We start from the raw sequence: 19,089 nt of genomic DNA on the forward strand, positions 1-19,089 counted from the left end.
TTGATAGGTCGGGTGTGGAAGCGCAGTAATGCGTTAAGCTAACCGATACTAATTACCCGTGAGGCTTGATCCTATAAGTTGAAGCATTCAGTGAATGCGACGATCGATCTGACCTGTCACTTCTTTGACCGTTTGATGAGGCGGCGTGTTGCGAAAGCAGCACGACGGCTCGACAGTTTATGCCTGGTGGCCATAGCGAGTGGGTCCCACCCCTTCCCATCCCGAACAGGACCGTGAAACCACTTAGCGCCGATGATAGTACGGATACCCGTGCGAAAGTAGGACACCGCCAGGCTCCCCATCAAGGCCCCCAGCACACGCTGGGGGCCTTTGCTTTTTCCTTTCCGGAAAGCGGGAAGGCGTCTTTGCCTTTGCTATTTTCCCGCTACTCCACATGACGGAGACCCTGACATGCAATCAAGATACGTGTTGCTTGTTCTCTCTTGCTGTCTTGCGGTACTGACTGGCTGCCAGATTACCACTGCGCGAGATGTGACCATGTCAGCTGCTAGTGTTGCTTCAATTCCAGACAACGAACCATTGGCTGTCGTATCGGATTCGCACCGCCTCCCGTTGGATACCCGGCTGGTGATGCCCAAAAGCGAAGATGAACTGCTTCAAGTCTTGGTCGCCCGTCACCAGTCCGTACTGGATGCCTCGATTGCACTGTTTCCACGAGTCAGGAATTCCGCCTGGAAACGCTATCTGAGCATGGTTATCCAGAGTAATGCTAAAGAACTGGCACAATTGCGACAGCAGTTGCGGGTCAGCAATGGTGAAATGCCTGTGCCATATGCTGTCGAGGCATTTCCGGACCTGCATGGTGGCAGTGTCGCTGCCGCGCAGGCACAGTATCGCGAGGTCAAGGCGGATTACGACGAAATCCTCGCCCGTTTGCTGTCCTCCAGCCAGGCCCTGTCCGTATCGGCCTCTACCCGGCAGCTACTCCGGCAGTTGGAGCTGCGTCTTGCCACGACCCGATCACAACTCGATGCCTTGCCGGGCTGACTCCGGCTTGCCTGAATGCACGTTCCTGTCGTGAAGTTCTCTTTCAGGGCTAGGCGATCCTGTCATCCGGTGGCCGGATGATCAGGGTACCAGCATGAACATTCACCCACAGGGCCCTCTGGCCAGCTGGATATTTCCTCAGGAACGGATGAGGCAGAGCATATCTCTGGATATTTCGTCCTGATCTGGACTCTGGTGAATAAAGTTTACTGGTTCGGGGCCTTGTTGCAGAAGTCCTGCCGAGCTACCTAGGTAGTGCGAGGTAGACATGGTCCCATGAACCCGCACAAGCTCCGCTATCGCACCCCCTCTGGCCTGAATACAACCGCAGCCTGCAGAACCGCGGCAATTTGACGGTGTGGCTGTCACCCAACATGCCTTGGCTGGGTAGGCGTACCGGGGCTAACGGGCGGCCAGCGGTTTACACCGATGCCGCGATTCAAACGGTGCTGACACTGAAGGTCTTGTTCAGGCCTCGCCTTGCGGCACGCGTGAGGCCTGGTCTGCAGCCTGTTGAAGCTGCCCGGACTCGACTGGCCAGTACCCTGTTTCAGCACCGTCACTATTCCGGTGCGGCGGCGGACTGAACCCTTGCATCCGCTGGTCGACAGCACAGGGCTCAATATCTGTGGCGAAGGCGAATGGAAGGTCAAAAAGCATGGCACCGAATACCGCCGGACCTGGCGCAAGGTCCATCTGGCCATTGATGCTGAGACGCTGGATGTCCGGGCAGTGGAGATGACCGGCCACCGACAGGGAGACACCACACAAGCGGCAGAACTGTTGTCGCAGCTGGACCCGGCAGAGCTGCTGGCGAGCGTCAGCGGTGACGGCGCTTACGATACCCGGGGCTTCTTCTATCGTGAGGTTCACTCACGGGGGCCACGGTCATCGTGCCACCACGACGGAACGGCAAGCCGTGGAAAGACCGGGCCGATTTCGCTCAAGCCCGGAATGCCCTCCTGGCTGCAGCCCGGCATCCAGGGGGCGGTTATGGAAGAAGTGGAGCGGTTACCACCGGCGAAGCCTGGTCGAGACCACCATGGGACGTTTCAAATTGTTGGGTGAACGATTGGCCGCCGGCTGGCCGGAACGACAGGTCGCCGAGGTACATGTATGTTGCGCGATTCTGAACACCTTCAACTGGCTCGGCATGCCGGTGACGGTCGCGCTCGCCTGAAATCCAGCTGGGGTAGGAATTCAGCTGGGGTAGGGGTTGCCTACTCTCAATCAAAGTTCTGCAACAAGGGCTGGTTCGGGACAAGATCCATGCTGGTTCAGCCTGCAACCATGTGATCCAGTTATGAGGTAGTGGGTTTGACCGGTGTTTCGCCGTTTGAGCTGCATCTGGTTGTTGCCTGTGCCGGTACAATCTTTCCGGTTCAGTATCCAGGGATTGAAGCACCGGTCCGGATCCGTAGCTGTGCATGGCTCGTGGCTTGTCCGTTATGGGGTTCCGAGCCGGGACATATGTCCGCAAACGACGGGATGCTGCATGGCCGTCGGCATGATGTGACTGAAGAAATTACCAGGCCACGAGACCCGGATGGACATTGCCGGTGTCTTGCAGATCTCGTCATTGGCAATGCAGTCGCCAGTCTTGATCCACGGGTCTCCAACCGGCTTGCCACACAGCGGGAGCCGGGAAATTTCCTGATTCCAGGCTGTGAACGGCCGGTTCATGACCAGTGCTTCAGGTGCTACTTGTGGCAGCTGACCTCGTCGATCTCGATGCCGGAATCTGCCTGACGGGCCATCTGGCGCACGGTGTCGGCCTCCTGGGCCGACAGGCGGGCGAGCTTGAGGGTATGCCGCGGCGCCGGTGCTCCACGCTGCTGCACTTGCACGCCCTTGATGCCGGCGGCGGCCAGCTTGCTGGCCAGGGTCCGGGCGCCGCTTTCCTGACTGAACAGCCCCAGTGACAGCGCATTGCGGAATGCTCCGTCGTTGCTGACCACATAGTTGTCAAAGCCGCGGGCTTTCAGGTCGGCTGATTTCTGGTTGGCAGCTTCACGCCCTTCGCTGGTGGGCAGGTAAACCCAGTATTTGCTGCCGGGTCTGGCTTCGACCGGTTCGGCCAGGTCACGGTAACGGAACTTGCGTTTGTCGAAATGCGTCTTGAGCGTCTGCGCGCTGGCGTCGTCAAGATGTTGCAGGCGCAGGCATACCTGTCTGGACTCGGCTTTGGCTTCTGCCGCATGGGCTGCCGCTGGTTCCGCCGGATGACTGGCCGGCACCGGTTTGGCCGGCGTCGTCGCCAGTGCTGCACTCTGGGTGGTTGGCGGCAAGGGAGTCGGCGCCGTTGCTGCGGCAGCCGTCTTGCCGGCTGCGGCTTCTGCCGGGGTCTCCGGAGCTGTCGGGGCGGCAGCTGCGGCGTCGGCCGCCGGCGTATCGGTCCCGGTGGATGCCGGTGATGCGGTTTCCGGTTGCAGCACTTCGTCGGGTCCGACCAGGCGGACACGCTGGGCATTGAGTTCGTAGGTCGCCAGATCGACCTTGTGCGGGGTTTGCAGGGAAATCACCACTGCCGCGCCTGCATTGGCAAGCAACAAGGCTGCAAAAATCCACTTCAGCATGACATTCGTGCCAGATGAGCCAGACCGGAAAGAACGAGATTATCCACAATCGTTCCGTCGATAGCGAGATGCTGTGCCAGAAGTGACGCATCGCCACCCGCCAGTGTCAGCCGTACCGGCCGGCCGAGCTGGCTGCCAAAGCGGGCGACTTGTGCCTCGATCGGGGCAGTCAGGGCGTTCAGACAGCCGGAAAAGATGGCATCCGCGCTGTTGTCCGGGTATTCCTGCCAGCTGCCGTCAGGCAGGCCGAGGCGGGCCGTACCCTCTGCCAGACTGTGGCGCAGCAGGCCCAAGCCGGGCGCAATGGTGCCGCCCCAGAAGCGGCCCTCGCGGTCCAGGCAGTCAATGGTCAAGGCCGTACCGGCACTGACCAGCACCTGGTCACCCGGCTGTTCGTGGTGGGCGCCGATCATCTGGGCCCAGCGGTCGGCTCCCAGCCGGTCCGGATCACGGTAGGCGTTGGTGACGCCGGCGCAGCTGGCGGCCGGCACCAGCCATTCCACCGGGCGGCCGACAGCCGCCATGATGGCTGAGTTGCGTTCACTGGACGTGACACTGGCGCCCAGCACCCGGCGTGGTGGCGTGATCCGGCAGGCCTGCTCCAGTGCCGTGAGGTCATGGTGCGGACTGGCATGCACCGTGTGGCGTGCCGGGCCTTCTGCCAGCCAGGCCCATTTGAGCCGGGTGTTGCCGGCATCCAGCAACAGGATCATGCCCGGCTCCGCAGGCTGACGTCGCCGGAGTGAAAGCGCTGTACGCCATCGGATGTTTCCAGCAGGAGCGCACCGAGGCTGTCGACGCCACGGGCGATGCCGGTGATGCGCAGTCCGTCGGCGTGGATCAGCTCTACCGGCTGGTCCTGCCACAGATGATGTTGCTGCCAGTCCTGGCGCAGGCCGGCAAAGCCGCCCTGGGCAAATTCGTCCAGCACCTGGGCCAGCTCGGTCAGCAGGGCACCGGCCAGCTCGTTGCGCGACAGCTCGGGGCGGATGTCGCGCACGCCCGCGGTCGGCTGGTCCACCTCGGGCGATTGCAGGTTGATGCCCACACCGATCACCACTGATGTCGGGCCGAGCGTGTCGCCAGCCAGTTCGACCAGGATACCGGCCAGCTTGCGGCCTTGCAGCAGCACGTCGTTGGGCCACTTGAGCGCCACCGGCAGGCCGAAGCCCGCCAGCGCCCGCACGATGGCGAGGCCGACCGCCAGGCTCAGGCCGGACAGGCGGGCCACACCGCCATCAACCTGCCAGAGCACCGAAAAGGTCAGCGCTTCGCCCAGCCGGGTGTGCCACTGGCGGCCGCGACGGCCGCGGCCGGCCATCTGGTGTTCGGCAAACAGGGCCAGCGGGCCGGCATGGCTGCTGCTGCGTGCCAGCAGGCGGGTATTGGTCGAATCCACCCGCTCGGCCACTTCCACCTCCCAGCGGCCACCGGAACGGGCCCGGATGGTGGCCGCATCCAGCCAGTCGATCGGCCGCACCAGCCGGTAGCCCCGGCCGCGCACATGCTGGATCGTCAGCCCGAATTCGGATTCGATCAGCTGGATCTGTTGCCAGACATGGCTGCGTGAGCAGCCCAGTGTCTGGGCCAGTACCTCGCCGGAGTGGAAACGTCCGTCGGACAGGGCGTGCAGCAAGGCAAACATGGTCGGTCAGTTCCCGGCGCAGATCTTGCGCAGCGTGGCAGTCGTCGAGGTGTCGTAGAGGAACGGGACCGAATGGACCTGGCCGCCCCGTGCCAGCGTGGCTTCGCTGCCGACGATGCGCTCGACGGGCCAGTCGCCGCCCTTGACCAGCACGTCGGGCCGGACCAGCTCGATCAGCGCGGCTGGCGTGTCGTCGTCAAACCAGGTGACCAGGTCGACATCTGCCAGCGCCGCCATGACGGCAGCCCGGTATTCCAGCGGATTGACCGGCCGGTCGTCTCCCTTGCCCTGCCGGCGTACCGATGCATCGGTATTGAGTGCCAGCACCAGGGCGGCGCCAAGGGCGCGGGCCTGCGCCAGGTAGGTCACGTGGCCGCGGTGCACGATGTCAAAGCAGCCGTTGGTAAAGACCAGCGGCCGGGGCAGGCCGGCCAGCCGCTGTGGCAGCTGGTCGGGCGGACAGATTTTTTGTTCGAAGGCAGGACGCGGGTAGTTCATGCAGGCTGGGCGGGAGCGAGCGATTTGCGGTAGCGGTTGAGTGCCTGCAGCGAATCCAGCTCGACCCCGAATAGGCTCGAAAGATTGCGCAGGATACCACCGACCACGCGTGCCTCCCATTCGGCGCCAAAGCGGATTTTTCCGGTCAGCCATGCCTCCAGCCAGTCGGGGTCGGGCAGGCGGCTTTGCACCGTATCGTTGGGGAACAGCGCCTGGCTGACGTGCAGGTTGGTCGGGTGCAGGGGCTTGCCCGAGCGGCCGGACGAGGCCATCAGGAAGCCCAGCTTGGCAAAGGCCCGGCGGGCTTCGTCGCCGTAGCGGGCGATGGCCTGCTTCATGTACTTGAGGTAGGCGCCGCCATGACGGGCTTCGTCGTGCGACAGGGTCTTGTAGATGGCCTTGATGACCGGCTCGGTGTGCCATTCGCTGGCGCAGCGGTACCACTGGGTCAGGCGCAGTTCGCCGCAGAAATGCAGCATCAGCGTTTCCAGCGGCGGGGCCGGGTCGAACTCGAAGCGCACGGCGTGCAGTTCGTCTTCGCTGGGCAGCAGGTCGGGACGGAAGCGGCGCAGGTATTCCATCAGCACCAGCGAATGTTTCTGCTCCTCGTAGAACCAGATCGACATGAAGGCGGAAAAGTCGCTGTCGTGCCGGAAGTCGCGCAGGAACATTTCGGTGGCCGGCAGCGCCGACCATTCGGTTATGGCATTCATCTTGACTGTCTCGGCCTGCTCGTCGGTCAGCAGCGAGACATCGAATTGGTCCCAGGGAATGTCGGTCGCCATGTTCCAGCGTGCCTTTTCCAGTTGGGCAAACAGCTCCGGGTACAGCATTGCGATGTCCTCCAGCATGAAAGCATGGAGCCATTCTAACGATTACGGCAAACATTTGATATGGATCAAATAATTTGGCGCTCCTGACGCTGGTCCGGCCGGCCTGCGCGGTCATTCCGACGAATGGAGCCCGTCTGGCCGTGAATGGCGGCAACGGTGGTCTAGAACAGGGGGTAAGGAAAACGCAAGAGAGCGGCACCTTGACCCTTCCATCGGGCTGCCTGACGTGGTGTCGCCATCAAGGGCTGTTACCGCTGTCCGGGGTTTTTGCGCCCAAGCCGGAGCTGCCGGCTTGTCCGGCATGAACAAGGGGTCGCAACGCGTGGCACCGGCATGGCCGCCAACGGACCGGTCCGGTGCGATCAGGGCACACTCAGGAGACTTTCATGTTGGCAATCAACACGGGCGATACCGCCTTCATCATCTTGTGCACTGCACTCGTCGCGCTGATGACGCCGGGGCTGGCACTGTTCTACGGCGGTCTGGTCCGCAGCCGCGACATGCTGACCATCATGATGCAGAACTTCATCTCGATGGGAATCGTCACGCTGGTCTGGGTGCTGGGCGGCTTCAGCCTCGCCTTCGGCAAGGACATCTCCGGCCTGATCGGCGACTTCCGCTATTTCGCCATGATCGGCATCGGCATGGCGCCACACCCGGTTTACGCACCCAGCATCCCCTTCATCATGGTGTTCGCCTACCAGATGATGTTCGCCATCATCACGCCGGCGCTGATCACCGGTGCCTTTGCCGGGCGCTTCCGCTTTTCGTCCTACCTGTGGTTCATCGCCCTGTGGACGCTGGTGGTCTACATTCCGGTCGCGCACTGGATCTGGGGTGGCGGTTTCCTCGGCAAGCTTGGCGTGATCGACTTTGCCGGTGGCATCGTCGTGCATACCACTGCCGGTTTTGCCGCGCTGGCCACCGCCATTTTCCTGGGGCGTCGAACCCTGTCGCCGAACGATCCGCCGCGCCCGGCCAACATCCCGCTGGTGGCAGTCGGCACCGGCCTGCTGTGGTTCGGCTGGTTCGGCTTCAACGCCGGCGGTGCCTATGCCGCCAACCAGCTGGCTGCCTACGCCTTCGTCAACACGGCCATTGCCGGCGGTATCGCCATGGTGGTGTGGCTGTTCTGGTCGGCCATCTTTGAAGACAAGCCGAGCTTTTCCGGCGTGATGGTGGGCGGTGTGGCCGGTCTGGCCACTATCACCCCCACGGCGGGCTACATCGAGCCGTGGGCTGCCATCATCGTGGGGGCACTGGGTGCCACCATCTGCTACTTCGCCAAGGGCATCCAGGAAAAGTTCAAGTACGACGACGCGCTGGAAGTGTTCCGTGCCCACGGCATCGGCGGCATCACCGGTTCGCTGCTGGTCGGTTTCTTTGCCGAGCGGGTGATTGACGGCGTCAGCGGTGGCTGGGAGCAGTTCTTCATCCAGCTCCTGGGCGTGGCGGTGGTGGCGGTCTACAGCTTCGTCGTGACCTGGATCCTGATGATGGTGCTGCACAAGCCGCGTGTCAGCCCCGAGCAGGAACGCGAAGGGCTCGACAAGAGCGAGTTTGGCGAAGAGGCCTACTACTTCGACAAGAACTGACGCCCAGGCAGGCAACAACAGGGCAGACCCGTGCGGGTCTGCCCTGTTTGCGTGTCCGGCCGGTCAGAAGCGGTTGTGCCGATAGTCGTCGATGGCCGTTTCGATTTCCTCGCGGGTATTCATGACAAACGGTCCCCACTGGGCGATCGGCTGCCGCAGCGGCTGGCCGCTGACCAGGATCAGGCGGACCGGCGTGGTGGCAGAGAGGCGGACTCCGTCGCCATCCGGCGTCAGGATCGCCATCTCCTGCTGTGACAGCGGTCGTTCGCTGGCCCCGATGTGTACCTGGCCACGGTAGACGTACACGAAGGCGTTGTGTCCTTCCGGTACCGGGATGCTCACTTCTGCACCGGCCGGCAGCCCGATGTCGGCAAACAGCGGCTCGGTGTCCGGGCGCTGCATGGCGCCGGTGGCCATACCGATCCGGCCGCCCAGCAGCCGCAGCGTGCCGCCACCGGGCAGGCCGAATTCCGGAATGCCGTCAGCCTGGATGTCCTGGTAGTGCGGGGCATCCATCTTGCGGGCCGCCGGCAGATTGACCCACAGCTGGAATCCTTCCATCCGGCCTTCGGTCTGCTCGGGCATTTCGCTGTGGACAATGCCGCGACCGGCCGTCATCCACTGCATGCCGCCGGTTTCCAGCAGGCCTTCGTGACCGGCATTGTCGCGGTGGCGCATGCGGCCGGCGATCATGTAGGTGACGGTTTCAAAGCCGCGGTGCGGGTGATCGGGGAAACCGGCGATATAGTCACCGGCCTCGTCTGAGCCAAACGCATCCAGCATCAGGAACGGGTCGAGCCGCTGTTGCAGGTCGGCGGTCAGGACGCGGGTCAGCTTGACGCCGGCGCCATCCCGGGTCGGTACGCCGGTGACGACGCGTTCGATGGAACGGCTGTGTGCCACGACGGGCAGTTGCATGGTTTGCATGATGAATCTCCTGTGCCAGGCGCCGGAGGCCGGCGCCGTCTGCTCCGGCGCAGCGGAGCGTGGTCAGACCAGGGTGGCGATGTCGGCTTCGGCCGCTGCCAGTGCCTGGCTGCGACGGTCGGCACCCTGGTTGACGCCTTCGGCCCGCACGATGCGGACATTGTCGATACCCATGAAGCCCAGCACGGTACGCAGGTAGCTTTCCTGGTGGTCCAGGGCGCGTAGGGCTTCGCTGGTCGAATACACGCCGCCACGGCTCGAGGCGACGATCACGGTCTTGTTGCCGGCCAGTCCGACCGGACCGGTTTCGGTGTACTTGAAGGTCCGGCCGGCCTGGGCGATGCAGTCGATCCAGTTTTTGAGCTGGCTGGGAATGGAAAAGTTGTACATCGGTGCGCCGACCACGATGACATTCGCCGCCAGGAACTGCTGGAGGAAAGCCTCGGTACGGGCCGCAGCGGCCGTCTGTTCTGCCGAACGGCTGTCTGCCGGCGTCATGCGGGCGGCCAGCTCGGCGCCCGACAGGGTGGCCGGTGTGTCCTGTGCCAGATCGAGGTATTCCACTGCGGTGCCGGGATGGGTGGCCTGCCATTCGGTCACGATGCGGGCGGTCAGCTGGCGCGAGACCGAATGTTCGGCCAGTACGCTGGAATCGATGTGCAACAGTTTCATGGAAGTCTCCGTCAAGTGCCGCAACGGGCGGCGGTTGGACGGTATTGTGCGCAGCAGACCGGTGGCTGATAAGCCGCTAGAATTGCACATGATTGTTCCATCGGCGAGACAATGAGGGCGGCCATGCAGGATCTCAACGACATGCGCTACTTTGCCGAAGTGGTCGAACGCGGCAGCTTCAGCGCGGCCAGCCGGGCGCTGGGCCTGCCCAAATCACGCCTGTCGCGCCGGATTGCCGGGCTGGAAAGCCGACTGGGCGTGCGGCTGATGCAGCGCACCACGCGCAGGCTGGCGCTGACTGAGGTGGGCGAACTGTTCTACCGGCACTGCGCCGTGGTACGTGACGAAGCGGACATGGCCGCCGAGACCGTGGCGCGCCTGCAGGCCGAGCCGCGTGGCGTGGTACGGGTCAGTTGTCCGGTCACGCTGGCGCAGACCATGCTCGGACCGCATCTGCCGGCCTTTCTGGCCGCTTATCCACAGGTGCGGCTGGACATGCGTGTCAGCAACCGGGCCGTCGACCTGGTGGAGGAGGGGCTGGATGTGGCCCTGCGCGTGCGGCCGACGCTGGCCGACAGCGGCAGCCTGGTGGTCAAGCGGCTGGGCGTGGCGTATACGGTGCTGGTGGCCAGTCCGGAGCAATTGACGCGGCAGGGCCGTCCCCGCAGCCCGGACGAGCTGGTGCGACTGGACACGGTGGCCATGTCGGCAGTGGACGGGCGTACCACCTGGCTGTTGCAGGGGCCGGACGGGCAGGATTATCCGTTCCAGCACACGCCGCGCCTGCTGGCCGATGACCTGCTGTCACTGCGTTTTGCCGTGCTGGCCGGGGTCGGAGCGACCTACCTGCCGGATTACCTGTGCCGTGAGGACGTGATGGCGGGCCGGCTGGAGTTGGTGCTGCCCGGCTGGGCTCCTTGCCCCGGCATCATCCATGCCGTATTCCCCTCGCGACGTGGCCAGGTGCCGGCCGTGCGGGTGTTTCTGGATTTTCTGGAAACCGCATTGCAGTCACCGGCAGCCGGTTGACCGGAGCATGCGCCTCCGGTGGCGGGGCGGTGTTTCGGGCGGGCTGGCGCCTGTCGCCTGAAGCCTGCAAGCGCTGTCCGGCGGACCGCTGCTGCGCGCATGAATGAAGCGGTCTGGCGTGCCTCCCGGCACGGCATTGCAAGGCCGGGCAGCACAAGGGCGGAGACAGGTTCTGTCCGGCCGAACGGCTGCATGGTATCTGCGACCGGAGCGGCATTCATGCCTGCTGGCAGCGGTTGCCGGTTATCCGGTGCGGGTGTCGCTGCCACAGGGCTGTTCCGGCGGGGCTGACCTGTCCGGCGCTGCGGCAGGGAGCGGTCTGGCTGTACACGACCTGGCCGGGTTGTCCCGTGCTGCCGGGTTGGCCCGTGCCGTGGCATGGCTGGCAGAACAGCCTGGATCGGGTGTTTCTCCCGACGTTACAATGGAAGCATTACAGGACGTAATGTCCTTTTTCTGACCCAGAGAATCGTTCATGAATGCTTCCATGCGGCTGGATGTGCAATCCGTCCTGGCCGAAGTCCGTCGTTTTCACACCCAGGCCGATATTGCCAAGGCGCTGTCGATTGATGTCCGCACGGTCCGGCGCTGGCAGGCCGGTGACTGCCTGCCGCCCTCCTATGTCGTGCACGCGCTGCGGCAACTGCTACCGCAGGAACTGCCGTTTGACGGCGAGCCGGCCGACTTCACCTTCATCGACCTGTTTGCCGGCATCGGCGGTATCCGGCAGGCCTTTGAGGACGTGGGGGGCCGGTGTGTCTTTACCAGCGAATGGGACAGTTATGCCCAGAAAACCTACGCGGAGAACCATCGCCGCGATGCCCACGCGCTGAACGGCGACATCACCCAGGTGGGCGCCGCTGACATTCCTGCGCATGACGTGTTGCTGGCCGGTTTTCCGTGCCAGCCGTTTTCGATTGCCGGGGTGTCGAAAAAGAACGCGCTGGGCCGGGCGCACGGCTTTCAGGATGCGACCCAGGGCACGCTGTTTTTCGACGTGGCCCGCATCATTGACGAAAAACGGCCACGGGCATTCCTGCTGGAAAACGTGAAGAACCTGCTGTCGCATGACAAGGGCCGCACGTTCGACGTGATCCGCCGCACCCTGACCGAAGAGCTGGGTTACCACATCCACTGGCGTGTCATCGACGGCGCCCATTTCACGCCCCAGCACCGCGAACGCATCCTGATCGCCGGTTTCCGCGAGCCGGTGGCCTTCGACTGGGACGCCATTCCCCTGCCACCCAAGGGCAGTCGCACCCTCAGGACCGTCCTGCACCGCACGGACGGCAGCGAACCCGTGCTGCCCTGGGACGGCGACCGTTTCTTCGACCACCAGGCGCGGTGCGTGCAGGACAAATACACCCTGACCCCGAAACTGTGGGACTACCTGCAGGCCTACGCCGAAAAGCACCGGGCCAAGGGCAATGGCTTCGGCTTTGGCCTGGTCGGGCCGGACAGCGTGACCCGCACCCTGTCGGCGCGCTATTACAAGGATGGCTCGGAAATCCTCGTGTACCAGGGCGAAAACCGGCGTCCCCGGCGGTTGACCCCGCGCGAATGCGCCCGGTTGATGGGGTTTGACGACACGTTCCGGATTCCGGTTTCGGATACCCGCGCCTACAAGCAGTTCGGCAATTCGGTGGTGGTGGACGTGATGGCCCATGCCGCGAGGCTGATGCACCGGTTTCTGGTGCCGGACGCCACCCGGCCGGAACCGCCGCCGGTATCCGGATGAGGCGCTGGAGCGTGACTGACATTGTCGACCCGGCCACGCGCAGCCGGATGATGTCGGGTATTCGCGGCAAGGATACCCGGCCGGAAATGCTGGTCCGCAAAGCCCTGCACGCACGGGGATTCCGGTTCCGGCTGCATGTGAAGGACCTGCCGGGCAGGCCGGACATCGTGTTGCCGAAGTTCAGGGCCGTGATCTTTGTGCATGGCTGTTTCTGGCACGGGCACGACTGCCGCTACTTCAAGGTGCCGCAGACCCGGACCGGATTCTGGCTGGACAAGATCGGCAAGAACCAGGAGCGCGACCGGCAACAGCTCGAAAAGCTGGGGCAGCAGGGCTGGCGGGTACTGGTGGTGTGGGAATGCGCGACCCGGGGACATGGTCATGCCGGTGTTGGAATGACTGTCGACCGGATTGCGGACTGGCTGCGGCAGGGGGCAGGGCCGGCGCAGATGGATGAAGCCGGTATTGAGCCGCTTTGATCGCAAAAAAACAGCCGCTCGGATGAGCGGCTGTTCTTGTCGGAGCTGCACTGGCATGTGCCGGGGTGTGCTCGGTGGTGCAGAGACCTTCATCCGGCATGCAGGGCCGTAAGCATCAGATGTCGATGTTCCGGGCGATCAGTGCGTTGCTTTCGATGAAATGACGGCGGGGTTCCACCTGGTCTCCCATCAGGGTGGTGAAGACATCGTCGGCGGCCATGGCATCTTCGATGCGGACCTTCAGCAGGCGCCGTACCGACGGGTCCATGGTGGTTTCCCACAGCTGGCCGGGGTTCATTTCGCCCAGCCCCTTGTAGCGCTGGATCGACATGCCGCGGCGCACTTCACCCATCAGCCAGTCCAGTGCCATGCCGAACTCGCTGACGGTACGGCCGTTGCTCTCGCCACGGCGGATGACGGCGCCGGGACCGATCAGGCCGTCGAGCAGGTCGCTGGTCTGGCGCAGGACGGTGTAGTCGGCCGACTCCAGGAAATCCTGGTCCAGGTAAGTGGTGGTGGCGTTGCCGTGCAGGTGGTGCACGATCCGTACCAGCCAGCCGTCGTTCTTTTCGTCGTGCACCGGTTCCAGCGTGACGGGAGCCTGCTGCAAGGCGTGCTCCAGCACGGCAACGGTCTGGCGGGCACCGGCTTCGCTTTCCAGGCTGAGTGCCGGCACGCGCATCATGGCATCGAGGGCCAGGGGATCAATCACGCGGCTTTCGCGCTCGATGACGGCCCGTGCGGCAAGGTACTGCCGTGCCAGCGTCCCCAGGGTGTCTCCGCTGATCGGGTCGGCGCCTTCGCGCGGGATCAGGCGGGCGTTGTCGAGCGCCAGTTCCAGCAGGTACTGGTTGAGCTCGCTGTCGTCCTTGAGGTAGCGCTCCTGCTTGCCGTGCTTGAGCTTGTAGAGCGGCGGCTGGGCGATGTAGATGTGGCCACGCTCGACCAGCTCCGGCATCTGCCGGTAGAAGAAGGTCAGCAGCAGGGTGCGGATGTGTGCGCCGTCGACGTCGGCGTCGGTCATGATGATGATGCGGTGGTAGCGCAGCTTGTCCGGGTTGTAGTCGTCCTTGCCGATCGAGGTGCCCATGGCGGTGATCAGTGTGGCGACTTCCTGGCTGGCGATCATCTTGTCAAAGCGGGCGCGTTCGACGTTGAGGATCTTGCCCTTGAGCGGCAGGATGGCCTGGAACTTGCGGTCACGACCCTGCTTGGCCGAGCCGCCGGCGGAGTCACCCTCCACGAGGTAAAGCTCGCACAGCGCCGGGTCCTTTTCCTGGCAGTCGGCCAGTTTGCCCGGCAGGCCCAGTCCGTCCATCACGCCCTTGCGGCGGGTGATTTCGCGGGCCTTGCGGGCGGCTTCGCGGGCACGGGCGGCTTCGACGATCTTGCCGGTGATGGTCTTGGCATCGACCGGGTTTTCCAGCAGGAAGGTTTTCAGGGCTTCGCTGATGATTTCGTTGACCACCGGGCCGATTTCGCTGGAAACCAGTTTGTCCTTGGTCTGCGAGCTGAATTTCGGATCGGGCAGCTTGACCGACAGCACGCAGGTCAGGCCTTCGCGCATGTCGTCGCCGGTGGTTTCGACCTTGGCCTTCTTGGCGATGTCGTTTTCTTCGATGTACTGGTTGAGCGTGCGCGTCATCACCTGGCGCAGGGCGGTGAGGTGGGTGCCGCCGTCACGCTGGGGGATGTTGTTGGTGAAGCACTGGACGTTTTCCTGGTAGGAGTCGTTCCACTGCATGGCCACTTCGACCGTCATGCCTTCCTTGTCGCCGATGGTGTGGAACACCTTCGGGTGCAGCACGGTCTTGTTGCGGTTCATGTATTCGACAAAGCCGGCCACGCCGCCGGAGAAGGCGAAGTTTTCTTCCTTGCCGTGCAGGCGGTCTGCCAGCGTGATGCCGACACCATTGTTGAGGAACGACAGCTCGCGGATGCGCTTGGCGAGGATGTCGTAGTGGTATTCGATGGTGCCGAAGGTTTCGGTGCTGGCCATGAAGGTGACTTCGGTGCCGCGGTGCGTGGTCTGGCCGGTGACCTTCAGCGGAGCCACGGGCTCGCCGCGGCGGAATTCCATTTCGTGCACCTTGCCGTCTCGCCAGATCTTCAGGCGCAGCCAGTCCGACAGGGCGTTGACCACCGAGACGCCGACGCCGTGCAGGCCGCCGGAGATCTTGTAGCTGTTGTTGTCGAATTTGCCGCCGGCGTGAAGGATGGTCATGATCACTTCGGCTGCCGAACGGCCTTCTTCCGGGTGGATGTCGGTCGGAATGCCGCGGCCGTTGTCCTCGACCGATACCGAGTTGTCCGGGTTGATGGTGACGCGCACGGTGTCGGCATGGCCGGCCAGTGCTTCGTCGATCGAGTTGTCGAGCACTTCGAACACCATGTGATGCAGGCCGGTGCCGTCGGAGGTGTCACCGATATACATGCCCGGGCGCTTGCGGACTGCGTCGAGTCCCTTCAGTACCTTGATACTGTCTGCACCGTATTCCTGTTCGCTCATTGCACTACTCTATGTTCGGATCGATCGGAGGCCCGGCAGCAGCAGGCTGCCGGACGAGGTCGGGACCGTCAGCCGGCCCGGGCCTGAGGCCGCGCTAGATTCGCATCGGCATCACGATGTACTTGAAGTTCGGATTGTCGGGGATGGTGACCAGCGCACTGCGGTTGGCATCTCCGAACGCCAGCTGCAGCGTGTCGACGTGCAGCGCCGCCAGCACGTCTTGCAGATAGGTGATGTTGAAGCCGATTTCCAGGCCGGAGCCGCCGTAGGCGATTTCCAGTTCTTCTTCGGCTTCTTCCTGTTCGCTGTTGTTGCACTGGATGCGCAGGCGGCCGGCCTCGATGGCCAGGCGCACGCCGCGGAACTTTTCATTGGCGAGGATCGCTGCGCGGGCCAGCGCCTGTTGCAGGGCCTGGCGCCCGATCAGGAACAGCTTGTCGTTGTCGAGCGGGATCACGCGGTTGTAGTCAGGAAACTTGCCGTCCACCACCTTGCTGACGATGACGCTGCCGCCAAAGGCAAAGCGCACCTGGTTGTTCATCAGCGTGATGTCGATGGTGTCGTCGCTGTCGGCCAGCAGCTTGTAAAGCTCGGTGATGGTCTTGCGCGGCAGGATCACTTCGGCGGCGGGCAGCGGGGTGTCCAGCGTCATCTGGGCGAAGGCCAGCCGGTGGCCGTCGGTGGCCACCAGCTTGACCTGGTTGCCGTCGGTGACCAGCAGCAGGCCGTTGAGGTAGTAACGGATGTCCTGCACTGCCATGGCGTACTGCACCTGCGACAGCAGGGCCTTGAAGTCGCGCTGCGGCAGGGCAAAGCCGGCCTGGGCATCGAGCGACTGCGTCAGCAGCGGGAAGTCATCGGCTGGCAGGCTTTGCAGGTTGAAGCGGCTCTTGCCGGCCTTGACGGTCAAGCGGCCGTCTTCGTGGTCCAGCGTGACGGTGGTGCGGTCCGGGATGGCGCGCAGGATGTCGGAAAACTTCTTGGCCGAGGTGGTCAGGCGGAAGTCCGGTCCGGCAATCGGTTCCGGGCTGGCGTGGGTGATCTGGATCTCGAGGTCGGTGGCGAGGAAGGTCAGCGTATCGCCGGACTTTTCGATCAGCACGTTGGCCAGGATCGGCAGGGTATGGCGGCGCTCGACGATACCGGTGACGGCCTGGAGCGGTTTGAGCAGGGCGTCGCGGTCGGCTTGCAGGATCTGCATCGTGGGTGACTCCTCGTCAGGGTTCTCGTGAATAACGGTGTGACAACTCAGTTGCGCAGCATTTGCTGCAATGCGGCGTAGTCGCGCGAAATGTCCGGATCGGACTCGCGCATTTCGGCGATGGTCTTGCAGGCGTGCAGCACCGTGGTGTGGTCACGCCCGCCGAACGCATCGCCGATGTTGGGCAGCGACATGCTGGTCAGTTCCTTGGCCAGGGCCATGGCAACCTGGCGCGGCCGTGCAATGTCGCGGCTGCGCTTTTTGCTGTGCATGTCGGACAGCTTGATCTTGTAGTAGTCGGCAACGGTTTTCTGGATGTTGTCGACCGAAATCTGCCGGTTGCCGGCCGCCAGGATGTCTTTCAGGGCTTCCTTGACCAGGTCGAGCGAGATCGGCTGGTTGGAAAAACGCGAATACGCTACCACGCGTTTCAGCGCGCCTTCGAGTTCGCGCACGTTGGAGCGCACGTTCTGGGCGATGAAAAAGGCAACGTCGTTGCCGAGCTTGAGGTTGTCGGCCTCGGCTTTCTTCATCAGGATCGCTACGCGCATTTCCAGTTCGGGCGGCTGGATTTCCACCGTTAGGCCCCAGCTGAAGCGCGAGATCAGGCGTTCGTCCATGCCTTCGATCTGCTTGGGGTAGCTGTCGCAGGTCATGATCACCTGCTTGCCGCCTTCCAGCAGCGCATTGAAGGCGTAGAAAAACTCCTCCATGGTGCGGTTCTTGCCGGCGAAAAACTGGATGTCGTCGATCAGCAACAGGTCCAGTGAATGATAGTAGCGCTTGAACTCGTCGAACGCCTTGTGCTGGTAGGCGCGCATGATGTCGGCCACGTAGCGTTCGGCATGGATGTAGCGGATCTTGGCCTGCGGGTTCTTCTGGTAGACGTGGTTGCCGATGGCCTGGATCAAGTGGGTCTTGCCCAAGCCGACTCCGCCGTAGACAAAGAACGGGTTATAGGTCGAATCGCCGGGATTGTCGGCAATCTGCAAGGCGGCGGCGCGGGCCAGCTGGTTGCCCTTGCCGGTGACCAGGCTTTCGAAAGTGAAGGCCGGGTTGAGGCGGGTGCTCTCGTGGCCGCCGCCGATGGCCGGCTTGGGGGCGGTGAGCTTGACGTTGGGCAGCGGCACGTCGCTGACGATGCTGTCGGCCAGCGAGCCGGTGGTCGGCGTGGCCGCAACCGGTGCGGGAGCCGGCCTGCCTTGGCTGCGCGGGCTGGCTGCTGCCGGCGCGCTGGCGCCGGCCTGTGCGCCGCCGATGCGCAGCTCGATGGTGACGGGGCGCCCGAGGATGTCTTCGGCAAAGGTCTCGATGCGCGACAGGAAGCGTTCCTTGACGAAGCCGAGCGAAAAGCGGTTGGCTGCGTACAGGGCAATGGCGTCCTCGCCGGCCACGCAGACGAGGGGCTTGATCCAGGTGTTGAACTGTTGTGCCGACAGCTCGGCCTCGAAGCGGGCCAGGCACTGCGGCCAGAAGGCAGAGAGATCGGTCATGGGCTCAAATGGAATCAAGGCGGCGGATGCGCCGGTCCCGGAGGTTCCGGAATCGGCAAGGCCGGGTATTCTACCGTGTATCCAGAGACTTATCCACAGCCTGCATGATTTCAGTGGTTGACAAAGAGCCGAACAGACGCTGTAATCTCGCGTTTATTTTTCCGTTTCGAAATAGGGAATTAAGATGAAGCGCACTTTTCAACCTTCCGTCGTGAAGCGCAAGCGCACTCACGGTTTCCGTGCCCGCATGAAGACCCGCGGTGGCCGTGCCGTGATCGCTGCCCGTCGCTCCAAGGGCCGTGCCCGTCTGTCCGCCTAAGGCAGGCCAGTGGCTTTCTGCTTTCGCCGCGCGCAGCGAATACTGAAAACGGATGAATTTTCATCCGTTTTTCGTTTGCGCCGCGTTCGCAGCAACGCCTGGTTTCAGGTCTATGTTGCACCCAACCAGCTCGGGCACGCCCGGCTGGGGCTGGTGGTCAGCAAAAAGACTGCGAAGCGCGCCAACCGCCGCAACTACATGAAGCGCGTGATCCGAGACACGTTCCGCCAGCATCCTGACCGGGTTGCGGGCGTCGACTTTGTCGTGCGGGTGCGTGCTCCGTTTGACCGGGCCGGTCGTCCCGAGGCTGTCGAAGCCTTGCGGGCCCTGTTTGCCAGGCTGTCGTCATGTCGCGTATCGTCCTCGCGCTGATCCGCTTCTACCAGCTGGCCATCAGTCCGTGGCTGCCGCCGCGCTGCCGCTACCAGCCGACCTGCTCGCAGTATGCGATCGAGGCCGTGCAGAAGCATGGTGCGCTCAAGGGCGGCTGGCTGGCGCTCAGGCGCATCGGCCGCTGCCACCCCTGGGGCAGCAGTGGCTACGACCCGGTTCCCTGACATTCCACCG

At 63.5% G+C, this 19,089-nt stretch carries 18 protein-coding genes, 2 rRNA genes and 1 pseudogene; 11 read left to right on the top strand and 10 right to left on the bottom strand.

The genetic code is table 11. The features are described 5' to 3' along the window. From G542_RS0113035 to G542_RS17630, 4 genes and pseudogenes are all read left to right on the top strand, one after another. Positions 1-73, top strand: a 23S ribosomal RNA gene (locus G542_RS0113035); the annotation flags it as partial. A gap of 109 nt (positions 74-182) precedes the next feature. Next, a 5S ribosomal RNA gene (rrf, locus tag G542_RS0113040) occupies positions 183-295 on the top strand. Between the two features lie 296 nt (positions 296-591). After that, entirely contained in the window at positions 592-1,008 is a 417-nt protein-coding gene (locus tag G542_RS0113045; protein ID WP_034985901.1) for a hypothetical protein, read from the top strand. A 276-nt stretch (positions 1,009-1,284) separates the two neighbouring features. Continuing rightward, positions 1,285-2,188: pseudogene (locus G542_RS17630) on the top strand (IS5 family transposase). A 520-nt stretch (positions 2,189-2,708) separates the two neighbouring features. Here the strand turns inward: G542_RS17630 and G542_RS17635 are convergent. The 5 genes from G542_RS17635 to G542_RS0113075 are packed head-to-tail and all read right to left on the bottom strand — an operon-like array spanning position 2,709 to position 6,578. After that, the gene (locus G542_RS17635; protein ID WP_012698694.1) at positions 2,709-3,584 is read right to left on the bottom strand and encodes an SPOR domain-containing protein; all 876 of its coding nucleotides are present in this window, start codon (positions 3,582-3,584) and stop codon (positions 2,709-2,711) included. Continuing rightward, positions 3,578-4,297: a type III pantothenate kinase gene (locus G542_RS0113060; protein WP_027824346.1), complete on the bottom strand. Its 720-nt coding sequence runs from the start codon at positions 4,295-4,297 to the stop codon at positions 3,578-3,580. Before G542_RS0113060 ends, G542_RS17635 begins: the two co-directional genes overlap by 7 nt. Then, entirely contained in the window at positions 4,294-5,229 is a 936-nt protein-coding gene (locus G542_RS0113065; RefSeq protein WP_012698692.1) for a biotin--[acetyl-CoA-carboxylase] ligase, read from the bottom strand. Before G542_RS0113065 ends, G542_RS0113060 begins: the two co-directional genes overlap by 4 nt. Positions 5,230-5,235: 6 nt before the next feature. After that, the gene (locus G542_RS0113070) at positions 5,236-5,727 is read right to left on the bottom strand and encodes an adenylyltransferase/cytidyltransferase family protein (protein WP_012698691.1); all 492 of its coding nucleotides are present in this window, start codon (positions 5,725-5,727) and stop codon (positions 5,236-5,238) included. After that, a complete protein-coding gene (locus G542_RS0113075) occupies positions 5,724-6,578 on the bottom strand; it encodes a ferritin family protein (RefSeq protein ID WP_227460173.1) in 855 nt (284 codons plus the stop codon). The genes G542_RS0113070 and G542_RS0113075 overlap by 4 nt, the downstream gene beginning before the upstream one ends. Before the next feature lie 368 nt (positions 6,579-6,946). Here G542_RS0113075 and G542_RS0113080 point away from each other — a divergent pair, with 368 nt between their 5' ends. Next, positions 6,947-8,155, top strand: coding sequence for an ammonium transporter (locus tag G542_RS0113080; RefSeq protein ID WP_012698689.1), 1,209 nt, complete (start codon positions 6,947-6,949; stop codon positions 8,153-8,155). A 63-nt stretch (positions 8,156-8,218) separates the two neighbouring features. On the opposite strand, the gene G542_RS0113085 is transcribed toward G542_RS0113080, so the two are convergent. Continuing rightward, positions 8,219-9,082, bottom strand: coding sequence for a pirin family protein (locus tag G542_RS0113085; RefSeq protein WP_027824347.1), 864 nt, complete (start codon positions 9,080-9,082; stop codon positions 8,219-8,221). Between the two features lie 63 nt (positions 9,083-9,145). After that, positions 9,146-9,754 (bottom strand): FMN-dependent NADH-azoreductase, encoded by a 609-nt coding sequence (locus tag G542_RS0113090; protein WP_012698687.1) that lies wholly within the window; start codon positions 9,752-9,754, stop codon positions 9,146-9,148. Between the two features lie 123 nt (positions 9,755-9,877). Between G542_RS0113090 and G542_RS0113095 the strand changes: the two genes are divergently transcribed. From G542_RS0113095 to G542_RS0113105, 3 genes are all read left to right on the top strand, one after another. Next, positions 9,878-10,783: a LysR family transcriptional regulator gene (locus G542_RS0113095; RefSeq protein ID WP_027824348.1), complete on the top strand. Its 906-nt coding sequence runs from the start codon at positions 9,878-9,880 to the stop codon at positions 10,781-10,783. A gap of 475 nt (positions 10,784-11,258) precedes the next feature. After that, a complete protein-coding gene (gene dcm, locus G542_RS0113100) occupies positions 11,259-12,521 on the top strand; it encodes a DNA (cytosine-5-)-methyltransferase (RefSeq protein ID WP_012698684.1) in 1,263 nt (420 codons plus the stop codon). A gap of 11 nt (positions 12,522-12,532) precedes the next feature. After that, a complete protein-coding gene (locus G542_RS0113105; RefSeq protein WP_012698683.1) occupies positions 12,533-13,000 on the top strand; it encodes a very short patch repair endonuclease in 468 nt (155 codons plus the stop codon). A gap of 115 nt (positions 13,001-13,115) precedes the next feature. On the opposite strand, the gene gyrB is transcribed toward G542_RS0113105, so the two are convergent. The 3 genes from gyrB to dnaA all read right to left on the bottom strand — a co-directional run bounded on the left by gyrB (position 13,116) and on the right by dnaA (position 18,203). Continuing rightward, positions 13,116-15,509 carry a DNA topoisomerase (ATP-hydrolyzing) subunit B gene (gyrB, locus tag G542_RS0113110; RefSeq protein ID WP_027824349.1) on the bottom strand — a complete coding sequence of 798 codons (2,394 nt, stop codon included), beginning with the start codon at positions 15,507-15,509 and terminating at the stop codon, positions 13,116-13,118. Between the two features lie 94 nt (positions 15,510-15,603). After that, positions 15,604-16,710 (bottom strand): DNA polymerase III subunit beta, encoded by a 1,107-nt coding sequence (gene dnaN, locus G542_RS0113115; RefSeq protein ID WP_027824350.1) that lies wholly within the window; start codon positions 16,708-16,710, stop codon positions 15,604-15,606. Positions 16,711-16,757: 47 nt separating this feature from the next. Further along, positions 16,758-18,203 carry a chromosomal replication initiator protein DnaA gene (gene dnaA / locus G542_RS0113120; RefSeq protein WP_027824351.1) on the bottom strand — a complete coding sequence of 482 codons (1,446 nt, stop codon included), beginning with the start codon at positions 18,201-18,203 and terminating at the stop codon, positions 16,758-16,760. Positions 18,204-18,387: 184 nt separating this feature from the next. Here dnaA and rpmH point away from each other — a divergent pair, with 184 nt between their 5' ends. Genes rpmH through yidD form a run of 3 tightly spaced genes read left to right on the top strand, consistent with a single transcriptional unit; the run spans position 18,388 to position 19,079 of the window. Beyond that, the gene (rpmH, locus tag G542_RS0113125) at positions 18,388-18,522 is read left to right on the top strand and encodes a 50S ribosomal protein L34 (RefSeq protein WP_012698679.1); all 135 of its coding nucleotides are present in this window, start codon (positions 18,388-18,390) and stop codon (positions 18,520-18,522) included. A 9-nt stretch (positions 18,523-18,531) separates the two neighbouring features. Beyond that, positions 18,532-18,894: a ribonuclease P protein component gene (gene rnpA / locus G542_RS0113130; RefSeq protein WP_012698678.1), complete on the top strand. Its 363-nt coding sequence runs from the start codon at positions 18,532-18,534 to the stop codon at positions 18,892-18,894. Then, the gene (gene yidD / locus G542_RS0113135; protein WP_012698677.1) at positions 18,870-19,079 is read left to right on the top strand and encodes a membrane protein insertion efficiency factor YidD; all 210 of its coding nucleotides are present in this window, start codon (positions 18,870-18,872) and stop codon (positions 19,077-19,079) included. The genes rnpA and yidD overlap by 25 nt, the downstream gene beginning before the upstream one ends. Positions 19,080-19,089: the final 10 nt, after the last annotated feature.

The sequence above is a fragment of the Laribacter hongkongensis DSM 14985 genome, from assembly GCF_000423285.1.
In the GTDB taxonomy this organism is placed as follows: Bacteria; Pseudomonadota; Gammaproteobacteria; order Burkholderiales; family Aquaspirillaceae; genus Laribacter; species Laribacter hongkongensis.

Coding starts and splice junctions, on each gene's coding strand:
- G542_RS0113045 (WP_034985901.1), top strand. CDS start 592: ATGCCCAAAAGCGAAGATGAACTGCTTCAAGTCTTGGTCGCCCGTCAC.
- G542_RS17635 (WP_012698694.1), bottom strand. CDS start 3,584: ATGCTGAAGTGGATTTTTGCAGCCTTGTTGCTTGCCAATGCAGGCGCG.
- G542_RS0113060 (WP_027824346.1), bottom strand. CDS start 4,297: ATGATCCTGTTGCTGGATGCCGGCAACACCCGGCTCAAATGGGCCTGG.
- G542_RS0113065 (WP_012698692.1), bottom strand. CDS start 5,229: ATGTTTGCCTTGCTGCACGCCCTGTCCGACGGACGTTTCCACTCCGGC.
- G542_RS0113070 (WP_012698691.1), bottom strand. CDS start 5,727: ATGAACTACCCGCGTCCTGCCTTCGAACAAAAAATCTGTCCGCCCGAC.
- G542_RS0113075 (WP_227460173.1), bottom strand. CDS start 6,578: ATGCTGGAGGACATCGCAATGCTGTACCCGGAGCTGTTTGCCCAACTG.
- G542_RS0113080 (WP_012698689.1), top strand. CDS start 6,947: ATGTTGGCAATCAACACGGGCGATACCGCCTTCATCATCTTGTGCACT.
- G542_RS0113085 (WP_027824347.1), bottom strand. CDS start 9,082: ATGCAAACCATGCAACTGCCCGTCGTGGCACACAGCCGTTCCATCGAA.
- G542_RS0113090 (WP_012698687.1), bottom strand. CDS start 9,754: ATGAAACTGTTGCACATCGATTCCAGCGTACTGGCCGAACATTCGGTC.
- G542_RS0113095 (WP_027824348.1), top strand. CDS start 9,878: ATGCAGGATCTCAACGACATGCGCTACTTTGCCGAAGTGGTCGAACGC.
- dcm (WP_012698684.1), top strand. CDS start 11,259: ATGAATGCTTCCATGCGGCTGGATGTGCAATCCGTCCTGGCCGAAGTC.
- gyrB (WP_027824349.1), bottom strand. CDS start 15,509: ATGAGCGAACAGGAATACGGTGCAGACAGTATCAAGGTACTGAAGGGA.
- dnaN (WP_027824350.1), bottom strand. CDS start 16,710: ATGCAGATCCTGCAAGCCGACCGCGACGCCCTGCTCAAACCGCTCCAG.
- dnaA (WP_027824351.1), bottom strand. CDS start 18,203: ATGACCGATCTCTCTGCCTTCTGGCCGCAGTGCCTGGCCCGCTTCGAG.
- rpmH (WP_012698679.1), top strand. CDS start 18,388: ATGAAGCGCACTTTTCAACCTTCCGTCGTGAAGCGCAAGCGCACTCAC.
- yidD (WP_012698677.1), top strand. CDS start 18,870: ATGTCGCGTATCGTCCTCGCGCTGATCCGCTTCTACCAGCTGGCCATC.